Raw genomic sequence first — 16,769 nt, 5'->3', positions numbered from 1 at the left:
CGAAATATAGTCACACATATTGTGCCTATATTATTGAACGATGAAAATTTAATTTGCAAAAAAGAACGAACGTGCTAAATATAAGGGAGTGAAATTATTTTGATGGTGAATATGAGTAAAGGCAAAGTGACCAAAGAGCACATTTTGAATACTGCGTTCGATCTAGCAAGTGTTAATGGCTTAGAAAGCTTGACCATTGGTGCACTGGCTAAAGAGTGTGGTATGTCAAAGAGTGGCTTGTTTGCACATTTTAACTCGAAAGATAATCTGCAGGTCAGTGTTCTTGAGTACGCAAATATGACTTTTACTCAACGTGTCATTGCACCAGCTAGAGAACAAACGGACATTAGCATTGAGCAGAAACTCACTGCGCTGTTGGACAATTGGTTGACATGGAACCACTCGTTTCAAGGCAGTTGTATGTTTTTGGATGCCTGGAAAGATACTCAGGTTGCGCCAAGTTCTACCCAATTGGCTTTGAAAAAAACCATCTCGACGTGGATTCGCTATCTTCAGATTCAAATCGAAAAAGGCGTAGATAGCGAAGAGTTCCGCCAAAATCTTCAACCAAGCCAGGCTGTGTTTGAGTTGTATGGGCTTTATCTGAGTGCGCACCTTTTCTATTCTATTCGTGGTGAAGAAGCGAGCTATGAACATTTTTGGAATGGCGTGAAGAGGTTACTTATCAGCTGGCGCGCTTAGGCCATAAAGAATAACATCGACGCCAACAATGTATCCGTTGGCTTTTTTAGAATTACAAATAGCACGGTCGTACTATTGTTGGTAAATAAAATAAAGGATTAATCATGAGTGACAAAATTTACTTTAATACATCAGCGCGTTTTAGCGTTAAACGAAGCGTGTTGAATCTTTCTACTCGCTTGCACCACACATTAGCGCCAAATCATGCGAAGAAAACGGCACGAAAACTGTTGCTCACGCCAGTTCGATCTAAGCCGAAAAACAGTGAACCCATTGGGTTGACAAAAGGCGAAGTCAAATGGAGTGGCGGGGAATTAAAAACCTATCAACTCGGCAGTGGACCTATATGGGTGTTAGGTCACGGTTGGTCGGGCACGGCGAGTCAGTTTTATCCACTGATGGAACATATTGCGAGCCGTGGCTATACGGCACTAGCGTATGATCACCCTGCGCATGGAAAAAGTGATGGCGTCCATGGTCATATTCCTGTGTTTGTTGAAGGGTTAGAAGCAATACTTGATAGCTTTGAGGAAGAGGTTGCTGGTTTGATTGCGCATAGCATGGGCACCGCTTCTTCTCTGGAGTGTCGTCACCGTAAAATTGAACACTGCCCAATGCTTCTCATCGCACCTGTTCTTGATTATCTAGACAACCTTTTTGGAAGTATTGCCCGTTCTGGTTATTCGATGCGCTTGTTTGAGGCGGTCGTGTCTGAGATTGAAGAGCAATATCACTACCCGATTCAATCCGTTAATCCTTATCAAAAGCTCTGTGCTAGAGAAGCACAAACCATCATCGTACACGATGAAAATGATAAGTTTGCCGATTATTCAGTGTCTCAGCGAGCATTCAATGAGATAGAAAATGTCACATTGCGCACGACGACAGGCCAAGGGCATGGAAGAGTCATGGCGTCGAAACAAGTGATGGATAGTTTTGATGAGTTAGTTAGCGCCAACTGATAGTTCTATTGGTAATTGGTATAGAAAAAGTGATGTGGGAAATATTTTAAAACTCTAATTATTTCAGCTTGTTAATGTAATTAACCTTATATTTGATATGGTTAACAACTTCGCGGTATGAATTATTAGAATCGTTAATTTTGTGTGACTCTATTGTTGTCAACTTCTCCTATAAGGAATGATAACAATGAATAGAAATGACAGTGTTCCACTTCCCACGAATACCCGAGAATGGTTTTTAAATCGCAATAGCATCATTATTATTGCAAACGTCTTTGTTTGTCTGCTGATGTACAAAACGCTGCCCTTTGATCCACAAGTGGTTTTGGGGCTTAGCCTGCTCACATTTATCGCAGTGTTATGGCTGACTGAAGCGTTGCATGTCACAGTGACTGCGATTTTGGTGCCCGTTCTCGCCGTCATCTTCGGCGTTTTTGATACACAGACTGCGCTCAACAATTTCTCTAACTCGATCATATTCTTGTTTCTTGGAGGATTTGCCCTCGCAGCCGCCATGCATACGCAAGGCTTAGATAAAGTCATTGCTGACAAAGTTTTAATTCTCGCCAAGGGTCGCATGAGTGTGGCTGTCTATATGTTGTTTGGAGTCACTGCGGCTCTGTCCATGTGGATAAGCAATACTGCAACGGCAGCTATGATGCTACCGCTCGTTCTTGGTGTGCTTAGTAAAGTGAATTCAGAATCAGGGCATAAGACGTACGTGTTTGTCTTACTCGGTATTGCCTACAGTGCGAGTATTGGTGGTATCGCTACCATTGTGGGCAGCCCGCCAAATGCCATTGCTGCTGTGGAAGTCGGCTTAACGTTTACTGAATGGATGGCTTTTGGTCTACCTGCTGCAATGATCTTGCTACCCCTGGTGATCCTTGTTTTGTATTTTGTTGTGAAGCCTGATTTACAGGGTGAATTTGAGCTCAATCGCCAAGCTGTCGAGTGGGATAAGGGTAAGGTTGTCACGTTGGCTATATTTGCTACCACGGTACTGCTTTGGATCTTTAGCAAGCCAATCAACGCAATGATCGGTGGTTACGCCAAATTCGATACCATCGTAGCACTCGGTGCGATTGTCATGGTGAACTTTGCACGAGTCGTTCATTGGAAGGATGTTGAAAAAACAGCTGATTGGGGCGTATTGCTGCTTTTCGGTGGTGGTATTTGTTTAAGTAACGTTTTAAAGGCGACGGGAACAAGCGTGTTTCTTGCGAATGAACTCAGTGAGCTGATTTCTCAACTTGGGATTGTACTGATTGTTCTGATTGTCGCCGCCTTTGTGGTGTTCTTGACAGAATTTGCGAGTAACACTGCGAGTGCAGCGCTGCTGATCCCTGTTTTTGCAACGGTCGCTGAAGCGTTTGGTATGTCCCCTGTGATTTTATCCGTATTGATTGCTGTCGCCGCGTCATGTGCCTTTATGTTGCCAGTCGCCACGCCTCCAAACGCAATAGTGTTTGGTTCCGGGCATATCAAACAAAATGAAATGATGCGTGTGGGTATTATTTTGAATATTGTCTGTATTGGTGCACTAACCATTATTGCTATGTTGTTTTGGGCGTAAGTTGTTTAGCTCTAACTAGTTTTCATTCAATGGGCAGAATCTTCTCAAGTGTTGGGGGAAGATTCTTTCTTTTTTTTGTTAAAAATTGCTGTACAAAAAATGAACAATCATTATTATATGCCGCAGTTATTCAGAGAGTTATGAAATGCAGCATCAAGTACAAGTAAAATTTCTACTATTAAACCTCAGTTTTGTAGATAGGCGTTTCCCTTTTATTTAGGCTTAACATAATATAATTCAACTCATTAACATTCGTGTTGATAGTAAACTTTTCATTAATTTAAATAAACAAGGGACATAAAATGTCTAACTCAATTACTGGTACTGTTAAATGGTTCAACGAAACTAAAGGTTTTGGTTTCCTAACTCAAGATAACGGTGGCGCAGACGTATTCGTACATTTCCGTGCAATCGCTTCTGAGGGCTTTAAGACTCTAAACGAAGGTCAAAAAGTATCTTTCGAAGTAGAGCAAGGCCAAAAAGGTCTTCAAGCTAGCAACGTTGTCGCTATTTAATTAGACGCTACTAGTAAGCTGAAATATTTGTAGAAGGTCGCCATTGGCGGCCTTTTTTACGTTTGATACGTTTGAGTTGAGCGTTTTAAGTGTTCAAAAATGAGTGAATACAATGACATGTGGTTTAAGCATGACTTTGGCATATCGATCACCGAGTCGTGACTATCTACTTTCCGTTGTTGCGGTGAATACCATAAATAGCGTGATCTAGAATTCGCCCTTCGATGTTTTCTCTATTGGTGATGACTCCTTCAAACTTCATTCCCACTCTTTCTGCCACTGCGCGACTTGGTTTATTTTCTGTTGCAGCTGATAATTCGACTTTATTCATATCGAGATCATCGAAAGCAATCTGAATAAGTTTGTTGACGACTCGTGTAACGATGCCTTTCCCTTGTTTGGACTGAGATAGCCAATACCCCACTTCCACTTTCTTAAGATCGTGATCGATACTGTTAAAGCTGCAGTTTCCAACAAGTTCATCGTGGTAGATGATCGCGCAAGTCATCGACTTTCCATCCGCATAGTCGTGAAGTGATCGTTGAACAAATAGACAGAAATCTTGTTCTGAATGGCAATGCTTAGGCCAAGCAAGCCAGCGAGATAAATAGTCTTTTTGGTCAAAGACAAGATCGGCATAGAGGGGGGCGAAAGACTCTTGAACCAATGCGATTTTTAGTTCGTTATCAATAGGGTAACTAAACACAGAAACACCACGTTTTAGTGAAAGAACAAAATGAAGCAGTAAGTAGAAATACGCTAGCAGACTCTAGTCAGAGTGGCTACAGGGGAAAAGAAGAAATGCGAGATTAGAGTGCAGCGATGCTGATAGCCAAGCATTTCAAGCCTGAAGCAACATCGCTGAGTGTCAATTTTCTAACCAGTGTGTGGTCGTGATTATTGATTGATATGAGCTTTAAAGCGGGCTTTTGTTTCTTCGTCTGCCTTGTCATACCAAAAATGCAGCATTTCTTCTGCTGTATCTGAAGATGCTGATGATTCTGGCAATTGTGCGGGTAGGGTGACGGGCATAACTGCGCCAGCGACTGCTACAGCAGCAATTCCACCGGCGCGATTGTAGTCTTCAACTTCGCGTTGGTAGTCTCGGCCTATCTGCATGCCTTCTTTCATTAACTTGTCTTCTAGCATTTCGACGGCTTGACCCGATTTATCAACCAGCGTCCAATCTAGTGCTTTGATTTGAGATTTTGCTTCACGTTCATTTCGATAGCGTGGCACATTGAAGGTAAGCTCTTTATCTTGTGCATTGAATTTAGCAATCACAGTATCGCTTTCAACTGTAATACGATCGTTGCTTTTGTCGAAATTAACCGTATAGCGAAAGGCAATTTGGTTGACGCCATCTGGGAGCGTTAAGGTTTTACCTGATGAGAAAAAGCCTCCAGAGAGTTCTGGTGTTTCCCCATTTGCCACGAGTAAGTCAATAGTATCTGGAACCTGAATTGTGACATCCGCCAACGCTGCTTGGCTAAGTACTAAGGCACAGGTACAAGAAAGGGTTTTTATTAGATTCATCAGTTTATCCTAACTTGAAACATAAAATTCACTCACAGAGACTGCCTAGTAAAGTCGATAAACGCAATAGAGCTTTGTGATAAGTATGCAAATTTCATCATTTGTTAATGTTTCGGCGTGTCGTTCTACTTTTATTATTTGATTTTGCTTTGAGCCAAGCATCACAGATATTCACCTAGCGGATGGACTATAGTTAACTATCATTCGATATTATGGAGATAGCGCCATGAGCCAATTTGTTCAGCTCGACAACATGTTAGTGTTGTCGCCTTGGTACAATATTGACTACTGCTTGTCCCTTCTTAATAAACAAATCTGATCGCCCCTTTCTACTGGTCTTTAATGCACCAGATTTTTAGTACAACTCAAATTATTCAACTAAAAAACCGTTAAGACCACGTTCCACATGCTCAGCGTAGCCTCATTCATATTTGCGCTCTGCTAGTTGGGAAATGTACGGCGTTTACACACGTTGTCTTGATGGATAGAAAGGATACGCAAATGAAACGAATTCCAGAGCCATTCCGCATCAAAATGGTGGAACCAATTAAAATGACCACGCTTGAAGACAGAACCGTCGCATTGAAAGAGGCGGGGCTAAACCCATTCTTACTTCGAAGTGATGATGTCTATATCGATTTATTAACCGACTCAGGTACGGGGGCGATGAGTGATAATCAGTGGGCAGGTCTGATGATGGGCGATGAGTCTTATGCCGGAAGCCGAAACTATTACCACCTATGCGAAGCGGTAGAGCACTTTTTTGGCTACAAACTGACCGTGCCCGCTCACCAAGGAAGAGGTGCTGAGCAAATTTTGTTCCCAGCCTTGATTGAAAGGATGCGTCAGGTTCGCGGAGGCGATAACCCGGTATTTATTTCCAATTATCATTTTGATACGACAGCGGGTCACATTGAGCTAAATGGCGGTAAAGCCATCAATGTACTTACTCAAGAAGCGTTTGATACAACAACCGCTTATGATTGGAAAGGGAACTTTGATCTCACTCGTCTTCAAGAAACGATAGAAGAATATGGCTCAAATAATATCTGTGCGATCATCACGACAGTGACTTGTAATAGTTCCGGCGGTCAACCTGTTTCCATGGAGAATATGCGTGCTGTCTATGAGATGGCGAGCAAGCATGACATTCCTGTCGTCATTGATTCTGCCAGGTATTGTGAAAATGCTTACTTTATCAAGCAGAGAGAGGAGGGCTATCAAGACGCAAGCATCTTAGACATTATTCGGGAGATGTATCAACATGGCGACATGCTGACGATGTCGGCGAAAAAAGATCCTTTAGTGAATATTGGTGGCCTGTGCTGCATACGTGATCATGAAGAGTTGTTTCAAGCGGTGCGCACGCGCTGTGTGCCGATGGAAGGTTTTGTCACTTATGGGGGGATGGCCGGTCGAGATATGGAAGCACTGGCTCGAGGCATGCACGAAGGTGCGGATGAAGATTATCTGCATTACCGCATCAGCCAAGTGGCGTACTTGGGTGAGCGCCTGAAAGAGGCAGGAATTCCCATTCAATATCCGACCGGTGGGCACGCTGTTTTTGTTGACGCAGCTAAGATCGTTCCTCATATCCCACCAGAGCAGTTCCCAGCACAGGTTCTGTGTAATGCACTTTACTTAGAGGCAGGGATACGAGCGGTGGAGATTGGCTCACTATTGCTTGGCCGAGACCCTGAAACCGGAGTGCAAAAGCCTGCAGAACTTGAGCTAATGAGACTGACGATTCCTAGAAGGGTTTACACTAATGACCATATGGATTATATCGCTGATGCGATCATTGAGCTGGCCAAACACGCGTCGCAACTAAAGGGGCTGGATTTTGACTATGAGCCACCTGTATTACGTCACTTTACGGCGAAGTTTGTTTCCCGTTGATTGCTGACTCGAACCCGTATCTTAATGGTACGGGTTATCCAAAACGGTTCCTCTAACGTTCGTTCTCTGGGGATACGATTCTCTCAATCTCACTTCTTCGTTCGCATCACTTTTAAAGTCCCTAACGTATCGATTTTTCTAGACAACGTTCAACTGTAGATCGCTCTTCAATTTGCAATATCTCTGTGATCTTAGTTCATATAAATCTAATTTATGTTTAAAAAATAGAGACTTACACTGTCGCTATACCATTAGCTTTAGTTTTTCCACTTTGTAGTGTCAATTTTTCAATTTATTGACTCAGCGTTGCTTTTGACGTGCAACAAGGTGATAACAATTGTCTATTTATCACTCATGCCTCGAAAGTGAATTTATTTTTTTGCCCTAATAATTAAGTTTCTCGAATACTAAAGGGGATGTGCTTATGAACCTATTTATAAGGACAGACAATGAGGCATAGATAATTAAGCCTAAATATAGAGGCGATGCCGAAACCTTTTAGAAACATTCAAGGAATGATAAAGATATGAATCGACTAACCATGTGCGCAGCGAGCGTTGCTATGGGCCTTTCTGGTCTAGCAATAGCAGCGCCAACAGCACCAAGTATCGATGTGTATGGATCAAATAACCTTCAATTTTCAAAAATTGAACTGGCTATGGAAACAACGTCTGGCTATAACCAAATGGTGACGTACCATGATGAAGCTAAAATTACGATCCAGTTTAATCAGTGGAGTGGTGAAACTGGTGATACTTACAAGATCTACTTTGATGGAGTAGAAGTCGCGACGGGCCCAATCAGTGGTGGTCAAACAGCAGCGAGTTTTACCTACCCTTCTGGTGGTTTATTTCAGATGGAAGTAGAGGCGTGTGATGCGACTGGCTGTAGTAAAAGTGCTCCGTCGGAAATAACGATTGCAGACACTGATGGTTCTCACCTTGCCCCTCTTGCAATGAACATAGATTCAAACAATAAAACGTACAACACTGACCCAAATACCGTCGTAGGTACCTATTTTGTAGAATGGGGAATCTATGGCCGTGACTATACGGTTGATAACCTTCCTGCGGATAATCTAACGCATATTCTTTACGGGTTTATTCCGGTTTGTGGGCCGAACGAGTCAGTGAAATCAGTGGGTGGTAACAGCTATAACGCGCTTATGACGGCGTGTCAGGGAGTCAATGATTATGAAGTAGTCATTCATGACCCTTGGGCGGCGTTCCAAAAGAGTTTCACTCAGGCTGGCCATGAATACAGCACGCCAATTAAAGGCAACTACGCAATGATGATGGCGCTTAAACAGCGTAATCCAGACCTTAAAATCATTCCTTCTATTGGTGGTTGGACACTCTCTGACCCTTTCTTCGATTTCACCACTAAAGCGAATCGAGATACGTTTGTTGCATCGGTTAAACGATTCCTACAAACATGGAAATTCTATGATGGTGTGGATATTGATTGGGAATTCCCTGGGGGCGGCGGTGCAGCAGCAGATTTAGGTGACCCAGTGAATGATGGCCCAGCGTATGTTGCTTTAATGCAAGAACTACGAGCCATGCTTGATGAGCTTGAAGCGACAAATGGTCGTACCTACGAACTGACTTCTGCAATCGGTGTGGGTTATGACAAAATTGAAGATGTGAACTATGCAGACGCTGTTCAATACATGGATTACATCTTTGCCATGACGTACGACTTTTATGGTGGTTGGAACAACGTACTGGGTCACCAAACTGCGTTGAACTGTGGCAGCTTCATGCGCCCTGGTCAATGTGATGGCTCTGGTGTTGATGAAACAGGTGAAGCATATAAAGGTCCCGCTTATACCGCTGACAATGGTATTCAACTGCTGCTAGCGCAGGGCGTGCCCGCGAACAAGTTAGTGTTAGGTACGGCAATGTATGGCCGAGGCTGGGAAGGTGTGACGCCTGATACGTTATCGGATCCAACCGACCCAATGACGGGCGTTGGTAACGGTAAACTGAAAGGCTCAACAGCACAGGGTGTGTGGGAAGATGGCGTCATCGACTATAAAGGCGTTAAAACGTACATGCTAGGTGCAAATAATACCGGTGTTAATGGTTTTGAGTATGGTTATGATGCTCAAGCGGAAGCGGCGTGGGTATGGAACCCGACGACGGGGCAACTGATCAGCTTTGATGATGATCGTTCTGTCAAAGCAAAAGGTGCTTACGCTCGAAGCCTTGGGCTAGCGGGTCTATTCTCGTGGGAAATCGATGCGGATAATGGCGATATCTTAAACGCGATGCACGAAGGTTTAGCGGGTGGAACAACTGAGCCTGTTAACAAGAAGCCTATTGCACAAGCAGGAGCGGATATTGCCGTTGTAGGGTCAGCGTCAGTAACACTTGATGGCTCAGCGTCGACGGATAGCGATGGAACAATTGTTACCCATCAATGGCAACAAACATCAGGTACGGCAGTGGTACTGCAAGGGGACAACACTGCGGTCGCTACTTTTGATGTTTCTGAGGTCGCTCAGACTGAAGTCTTAACCTTTGAGTTGACAGTGACGGATAATGAAGCCGCGACGGCAACTGACACGATCAAAGTCACAGTGAGTCCTGTGGATACTGGGCCGGTTAACTCTGCACCTGTCGCGACTATTTCCGCACCTTCACAAGTCAGTGCTGGTGACATCGTAGTCGTTGACGCGTCAGGGTCTACCGATGCTGAAGGTGACGTGCTCACATACACATGGAATGTTCCAGCCTCGATTGGTGCAACAATCCAAGGCGCGACAGTAAGCTTTGTGGCGGGTGAATATACGCAAGATACTACGTTAGGCTTTAGCGTAACGGTCAGTGATGGTCAATTGAGCACTGATGCTGCTGTTGATGTCGTAGTACTGAAGCATACAACGGGTGGTGGTACTTGTACGAACCTTTGGGACACTGGCGCGGTATACACTGGAGGTCAACAGGTTTCGTGGGCTGGAAAAGTGTATGAAGCGAAATGGTGGACGACAGGTGAAGACCCATCAACAACGGGTGAGTGGGGTGTTTGGAAGGACATGGGCGCTGCAGATTGTGCAACAAACTAATCGATGGAGTTTAGCTGGTGTCTAAAACCCATCACCAAGCCTGTGTAAGGATATTCTTACTAAGGCGTTAATGAAAAGCTCTGCTAACTAGCAGAGCTTTTTTCTTGGCTCGATATCTCTTAGACCCTTAGGCATTTTTATTGATAGACAAACAATGTAAGCGCACATCTAAGGCTGCTATTTTGATTGAATAGCAATGTATTGTTTATGCCATGCCGATCTAATCATCACTCTTTCATTAACCGTTTACAGCTCGAACCTTGCCTTGCTTGAGGTTCGTTAGAACTTGGTTTTTAGGGCCATCCGCAATAATGCTGCCTTTTTCCATCACAATGACTCGGTCGACAATATCTAGCATGGATGTCTTATGGGTAATTAAGATCAGGGTTTCTTTCTCTGTCATTTGGCCTAACTGGTGCTTGATGTGCATTTCTGAACGGTTATCCATCGCACTTGTTGGTTCGTCCAGTAATAGCACGGGTGGGCGGCCTAAAATAGCACGTGCAATTGCAACAGCCTGTCTCTGTCCGCCAGACAGGAGCAATCCTCCTTCACCCACCTGACGTTCAAGCCCTGCTGGATCTTGCTGAGTAAACACGGTCACGCCAGCTCGGTTAGCGGCATCCATGACATCTCTGTCATCTGCGAGTGGTCGACCAAGCGTAATGTTGTCGCGAATAGAACCATAAAACAGGTTACTGTCTTGTGGGACACAACCGATATTGCGTCTGATATCGATGTGGTGCAGTTGTTTAATATCGGTATCATCGATTCGAACACTGCCTTCAATGGGTTGGTACAATCCCATGATCAGGCGTTCCAAGGTTGTTTTGCCCGAACCAATACGACCGATAATGGCGACTTTCTCACCTGGGTTAATGGTTAAGCTCAGCTCACGAATAGAAGCAATTGGCGCATCAGGGTAGTTGAATGTCACGCGATCTAACTCAATCTTTCCTTGCACGATAGGGCGATGAATATAGCGTTTACCCTCTTCTTGTTCGTCAGGCATGTCCATGACTTGCTCAATGATCGACATGGAAGATTTCGCTTGATTATAGCGAGTAGAAAGAAGCGAAAGTTGAACCATAGGGCCAATGGCACGCCCACTGAGCATGGTGGCCGCGATTAGGCCACCCATTGTAAGTTCGCCTTCGGCGATTAGGTATACACCCACGATGATCATGCCAACATTCGACGCTTGTTGAACAAATCCAGCGGTGTTTTGTATGCCATCAGTTATGCGTCGGCTCTTGATGTTCCAGTTGGCCATATGCGCTACGGCTTCTTCCCACCGATATTGGAACTGGCTCTGTGCGCCGAACAGTTTAACGGTTTCTAAACCAGCCAAGCTTTCGATCAAGTTAGCGTATTTTTGAGACGCCAGGCGGGATCCTTCTTCAATCGCCCTGCGCAGTGGACCTTGTATTAAGAGAGAGTAAATAACCAGAATCAGTACGCCGATGACAGGAACATAAACGATATCTCCCGCCATAAGCCAAATGAGAACCAAGAACAAAAGTGCAAATGGCAAGTCAATCAGTGACGATATTGTCGCTGAAGTGAAGAACTCTCGAATGGACTCAAACTCTTGTAAATGTCTTGCAAATGCACCGACTGAAGGCGGCTTGGATTCCATGCGAATGCCAAGCACTTTACTAAATAGCTTGGATGAAATCAGAATGTCTGACTTTTTCCCTGCTACATCAATAAAATAACTTCGAAGAAGTTTTAGCAACAAATCGAACAAGAAGATGACAAATATACCACTCGCTAACACCCAAAGCGTCTCGAATGCCAGGTTGGGTACGACTTTATCGTAAACAAGTCGAGTAAACATTGGCGCAGCAATCGCAAAGATATTAATTAAAATCGAGGCGATAAATACGTCACGATAGATGCGCTTCGATTGCCAAATAGTGCTCCAGAACCAGTGTCCTTCACGCGTTTTTAATATTTCGGGAGATCGTTCATCGTAGCGAAACTGTTTCTTTACTAAAAAGTAACGCCCGTTAAAGCGCTCTTCCAACTCACTTAGGGGAATAGAAATAGGAACCAATCCGGATTCACCAGTGACGATCTCAGCTTCTTTTTTTTCCGCATTAATACTGTTCAGTACGCAAGCGTCTCCGCCTTTGAGCAATAATATGACTGGGAGAATCAGCTCTGGTATTTCAGAAAGAGCGGCTCTATTTTCTTTTGCAACCAAACCGGCACGCTCTGCAGAGCGCGGCAGTAGAAAAGGGGTCAATTTCCCCTCAGATAAAGGGAGTCCATTAATCAACGCTTCTGGAGAATTAGCCAATCCATAATAGCGGCTCACGTAAATGAGCGAATTCAGTAGCGGGTCCTGCATTCAGTTAAACCTTCAATGTTATTTATCGACAATAAAGCCTTGGAAAACTTCAATAAAGTGCTCTGATAAAAAGTCGAGCTGTGTTTGCGTTTCTACTCTAGACGCGATGGTTTTAATGCCAAGGTTATGGGCAGTTCGAGATATTGAGGTTAAAGTGAATTTCTGTTTTTCATCATCTAGATGATGGGTAAACAGGTAATCTAGTTTCACATAAGCAGGTCTGAACTCGTTGATGTAATCAAGCGACTGGAAGTTTCGACCGTAGTTATCAACACCGAACTCAGCACCGGCACTTCTTACAGCGTTACAGAATAGGGCAGTGTGGTGAGGCGATGTATTAAAACAGGTTTCTGGTATTTCAAAATGAAGCCTGCCCGCGATTTTAGGGTGCTTAACCAATACTTGGCTGATCCAACGGATAAAGCTCGGCTGAGAAATACTGCTTTGTGAAATGTTAATTGCCAATGGATCGGTTATTTCGTTACTTTCAAGCTTATCTATCATGGCTTGAATGACATATTGATCGAAAATATGGCTGGCGTTCAGCTGCTCAAGGGCGAATAGGTATTGATTTGCGCTAAAGCGTTCGCCATCTTTCTCAATCGACGAGAAAACTTCACGGTGATAGGTTTGCCCCCAACTGTTGTTTGCCGCTTGGAATCGGAATTGGAATAGGTCGTTATTGATTGCTTCTTCAACCAATGATTTCCATTGTTGTTTACCCATGATGTTCTTGTGACTGTCGCTTGAGACGTAACCATAGGTAATTTCAGGATTCGATTTTGCATTGGCTAGAGCATTATCGAGTAGCGTTAAGATCTCTGTTGAAGATTTAGACTCTTTAGTGTGTACAACGCCTAGTGCCATATTGAGAGTAGAGGTTCCAGTTGGGTCGGGGTTAATATCTCCGACATAATTGATCACACTTTCGGCGGTAATTTTGAGTTCACTGTCATCCATATTTGGGAAGATAAACCCAAACTCTTCGGTGGAAATACGAGCGATGGTCATATTAGGGAACGAAATGGATATTTTGAGGTGTTCGGCTAAGTGTTGAACCATGCCATCGCCAGACTCGTAGCCTTTGTCATCATAGAGCTCTTTGATAAAACCGGCTTCCAGGATGATAACGCCTCCACCAGAATTTTCATTGAGCCACGAGCTTAACTGGTTCATGTAGTAAGCACGGTTGCCAAGTTTGGATACAGGGTCTATATACGCGCGCTCACGAAGCTGTTGAGCTTCTTTAGCCTGCGCTCGGAAAGCAGATTCAACCTGAGCAGACATGCTATTGATACCATCTACCACATAGATGAGGTCTTTAGTCGTTGGTCTTGGTAAAGGATCACCGAACTGGTTTTTGGCGACTTGTTCCATTTTCTCTACGATGAGTTGAAGTGGCTTCAATGCGCGCTTAAGAATAAACGCTATAGAAAGTAAGCCAATGGAGAAAATCATGGTAAACGCGATCGCTAGCCTTTTTAATGCAATCCAGAGTTGGCTGTAAGCCCCACCTGGGTGGCTGACGATTTCAACCTCAGCTAATTGCATCCAACCACTGGTCACAACACGTCGGTCATGAATTCGTTGGAATAGGTTCATGTCGGTAAACCATGTTGGCACGTCACTCGGTTTCACGGGATAAGAGCGAAGTATTTCTTCACCGCTATCCAAGAATATTAGCCGAACAACAGCATAGCTACTGCCATCAAACAAGGCGTTAATCACCGATTCAACGGCAACGGTGTCCTTGTTTTCTAAATAAGGAGCCAGAGCTAACCCTACAGTGTTGATGGTGTTGTTAATTTCAGAGCGTTGCTGCTGCTCTAAGTTATCTCGTGTGGTATTGAATTCGATAATAAATACAGATGCCATTAGCATCATAAATACCGCAATCATACCCGCGACAAGCTGTTTATATAATGTCATGTTGCTTACTCATCGTAACTAACAATTGGTTTGTTAAGTTTTAGTGATCGTTCTCTTGCTCTTAGGTCATTCCATAAGCTCAAGCGAGAGGATTTGCCAGCGAGCTGGCCTTGCTTCGATTTCATTAACCATAGATTTTTACCATTGAAACTGTAGATCGGTAGTAAATCTCTTCTTTGTGAAGCGAGTTTAATCTGGCCATTTATGTTGTCTAAGATCACCGGTTCGGCACTCGGTGTTGAATAATACGCGAGAACCATATGAAACTGATTTAACTCTATCGCTTTAACATAAACTAAACGCAGTTTCTTGTCTGAAACACCGAGCTCAAGTAGGGAAAAATATTTGGCGATTGTAAAATCTTCGCAGTCACCCGCATTGCTACCTAAAAACTCTAGTGGTGTCGCCCAGTAATCCTTTTTACCCCATAAATGGATATCGTTGACAAAATTGAGCTGGTTAAAAAATCGGTTAACTTCGGTCAACTGGTCTTTCTCAGGAAGCCCTTTGAATACAGCCAGTTGTTTGCGCCAAGTTTCGACGCGTTGGCCTGCTCGTCCACCATAGGTGCGACTGACGGCATCAACCCACTGTTGCTCTTTAGTATTTAGAGCAACACTGTTTGATGTTGAAAAAAGCAGTAGCAACAGTGCAAGGCTGTATTTAAGCATGGTTATAAATACATTAATTTGTCGGTGCACATTGGCTTTACATAGAGCATTTTGGGTGTGTCTTCTCCATTCCTTTGAGAGCGGTGGATATCTATTCTTTTAAAGCGTTCTGCTGTGCGCTGAGTATCGGTTTGAGTAAATAGTTCATCACCGTGCGCTTACCCGTAATAATGTCAACCGAAGCTGTCATTCCAGGAATGATAGGCAAGGTGTCTTCCTTTCCTAAACTGGTTTCATTGGTTCGAACACGAACTAAGTAGTAGCTGTTTCCTTCCTCATCTTGGGTCGTATCCGCGCTTATGTGTTCCAATGCTCCTTCTAGTCCACCGTACTTGGTAAAGTCATAAGCACTAAACTTAACGATAGCGGTTAATTCTGGTCGTAGGAAAGCGATATCTTGTGGGGCAATTTGAGCTTCAACTAGTAGGGTATCTTCTGCTGGTACTATTTCAACAATATCCATACCTGGCTGAATAACTCCGCCGACCGTATTAACGTACAGTGTTTTGACTGTTCCATTCACTGGGGAAACAACGGTGGTTCGGTTTACCCTATCTTCAAGACCGACAGTCGATTCAGTAATGGATGAAAGCTTGTCTTGAGCTTGATTAAGTTTCTCCTGCTGCTCGGATCGGAATTTTTGCGCAGTATCTATTCTGCTTAACATAGATTCTCTGATAGCAGACCGTAGTACAGGCACTTTTAGCTCACTTGATGTCATTTCACGGCGAGTATCGTTGACTTGTCTTTGAAGTTTGAGTAACTCAATCTGAGGAACCACACCTTCGTCTGCGAGTGGTCGGGTGATCTCTAGCTCTTTTTGTGCAAAGTTATAGCTTTGGCGTAGGTTCTTCACACGAGCTTGGATCTCAACGAGATCTTGCTGTTTCTGTGAGACTTGCTGGTCTATCACCGATATTTGGTTTCTGAGCTTATTGAGATCTTGACGATACTCGGCGATCTGCCTTGAAACTAATTTAGGTTGAGTTTCTGCAAGAATAGGGGGAAATGCTAATTTTCCGTAGTTAAGTGTGACGTTTTCACGCCAGTTACTGGTATCGAACTCTTCATTGATGACAACGCTCGTCATTGAAGCCGACAGTTGGAGTACATTTGCGGTTAAGTTAGCGACTTGCTGCTCTCGTTCTCTAAAGTCAGAACGAAAGCGAGTATCATCAATAAGCAATAGCTGCTGCCCTTGCTCGACGATGTCACCTTCTCGAACCAAGATTTGTTTGACCAAACCACCTTCCAAATTTTGAATCACTTGGACTTGCGAGGAGGGAACGACCTTACCCTGCCCAACGGTCACTTTGTCTATTTCGGCCCATGATGACCAAGCAATAGCAATGATAAAAAATAAGATCATGACCCACAGCATTACCCGAGCACTGCTGGGTGTATTGAGCAATAGTGCTGCTGTTTTATCGTCGACATATTCTAATTCTGTCGGGGAGAGCTTTTCGTAACTACTTTTGCTCACAGGTGTTTCCTTACCCTAGCTATTATTCTATTGATTTTATTACTACTTGGGCCAAATGTTAAGTTATTGA

12 protein-coding genes are annotated in these 16,769 nt (G+C 43.8%); 6 read left to right on the top strand and 6 right to left on the bottom strand.

The window, feature by feature from the left end:
* Nucleotides 1-111 precede the first annotated feature (111 nt).
* From BCU12_RS12595 to BCU12_RS12580, 4 genes are all read left to right on the top strand, one after another.
* Nucleotides 112-702: a TetR/AcrR family transcriptional regulator gene (locus BCU12_RS12595; protein ID WP_102404644.1), complete on the top strand. Its 591-nt coding sequence runs from the start codon at nt 112-114 to the stop codon at nt 700-702.
* A 104-nt stretch (nt 703-806) separates the two neighbouring features.
* Nucleotides 807-1,664: an alpha/beta hydrolase gene (locus BCU12_RS12590; protein ID WP_102404595.1), complete on the top strand. Its 858-nt coding sequence runs from the start codon at nt 807-809 to the stop codon at nt 1,662-1,664.
* Nucleotides 1,665-1,851: 187 nt separating this feature from the next.
* The gene (locus BCU12_RS12585; protein WP_102404594.1) at nt 1,852-3,240 is read left to right on the top strand and encodes a DASS family sodium-coupled anion symporter; all 1,389 of its coding nucleotides are present in this window, start codon (nt 1,852-1,854) and stop codon (nt 3,238-3,240) included.
* 302 nt (nt 3,241-3,542) lie between these two features.
* Nucleotides 3,543-3,755, top strand: a complete 213-nt coding sequence (locus BCU12_RS12580; RefSeq protein WP_017036534.1) for a cold-shock protein — start codon at nt 3,543-3,545, stop codon at nt 3,753-3,755.
* 166 nt (nt 3,756-3,921) lie between these two features.
* Here the strand turns inward: BCU12_RS12580 and BCU12_RS12575 are convergent, their stop codons facing one another.
* Together BCU12_RS12575 and BCU12_RS12570 are read right to left on the bottom strand one after the other, a co-directional pair.
* Nucleotides 3,922-4,461 (bottom strand): GNAT family protein, encoded by a 540-nt coding sequence (locus tag BCU12_RS12575; protein ID WP_102404593.1) that lies wholly within the window; start codon nt 4,459-4,461, stop codon nt 3,922-3,924.
* Nucleotides 4,462-4,652: 191 nt separating this feature from the next.
* Entirely contained in the window at nt 4,653-5,291 is a 639-nt protein-coding gene (locus tag BCU12_RS12570) for a DUF2057 family protein (RefSeq protein ID WP_102404592.1), read from the bottom strand.
* A gap of 501 nt (nt 5,292-5,792) precedes the next feature.
* On the opposite strand from BCU12_RS12570, the gene BCU12_RS12565 reads away from it, so the two are divergent.
* A complete protein-coding gene (locus tag BCU12_RS12565) occupies nt 5,793-7,190 on the top strand; it encodes a tryptophanase (RefSeq protein WP_102404591.1) in 1,398 nt (465 codons plus the stop codon).
* A gap of 526 nt (nt 7,191-7,716) precedes the next feature.
* Nucleotides 7,717-10,260, top strand: coding sequence for a glycosyl hydrolase family 18 protein (locus BCU12_RS12560; RefSeq protein WP_102404590.1), 2,544 nt, complete (start codon nt 7,717-7,719; stop codon nt 10,258-10,260).
* 238 nt (nt 10,261-10,498) lie between these two features.
* Here the strand turns inward: BCU12_RS12560 and BCU12_RS12555 are convergent, their stop codons facing one another.
* From BCU12_RS12555 to BCU12_RS12540, 4 genes are all read right to left on the bottom strand, one after another.
* Nucleotides 10,499-12,616, bottom strand: a complete 2,118-nt coding sequence (locus BCU12_RS12555) for a type I secretion system permease/ATPase (protein ID WP_102404589.1) — start codon at nt 12,614-12,616, stop codon at nt 10,499-10,501.
* An 18-nt stretch (nt 12,617-12,634) separates the two neighbouring features.
* Nucleotides 12,635-14,545, bottom strand: a complete 1,911-nt coding sequence (locus tag BCU12_RS12550; RefSeq protein ID WP_102404588.1) for an EAL domain-containing protein — start codon at nt 14,543-14,545, stop codon at nt 12,635-12,637.
* Between the two features lie 5 nt (nt 14,546-14,550).
* The gene (locus tag BCU12_RS12545) at nt 14,551-15,216 is read right to left on the bottom strand and encodes a transglutaminase-like cysteine peptidase (RefSeq protein ID WP_102404587.1); all 666 of its coding nucleotides are present in this window, start codon (nt 15,214-15,216) and stop codon (nt 14,551-14,553) included.
* 91 nt (nt 15,217-15,307) lie between these two features.
* The gene (locus BCU12_RS12540) at nt 15,308-16,699 is read right to left on the bottom strand and encodes an HlyD family type I secretion periplasmic adaptor subunit (RefSeq protein WP_102404586.1); all 1,392 of its coding nucleotides are present in this window, start codon (nt 16,697-16,699) and stop codon (nt 15,308-15,310) included.
* Between the last annotated feature and the right edge of the window lie 70 nt (nt 16,700-16,769).

The organism is Vibrio sp. 10N.261.55.A7 (assembly GCF_002877365.1).
GTDB lineage: Bacteria > Pseudomonadota > Gammaproteobacteria > Enterobacterales > Vibrionaceae > Vibrio.
The sequence above is the reverse complement of the archived record's forward strand: the minus strand, read 5'-3'. Positions and strand labels throughout refer to the sequence as shown.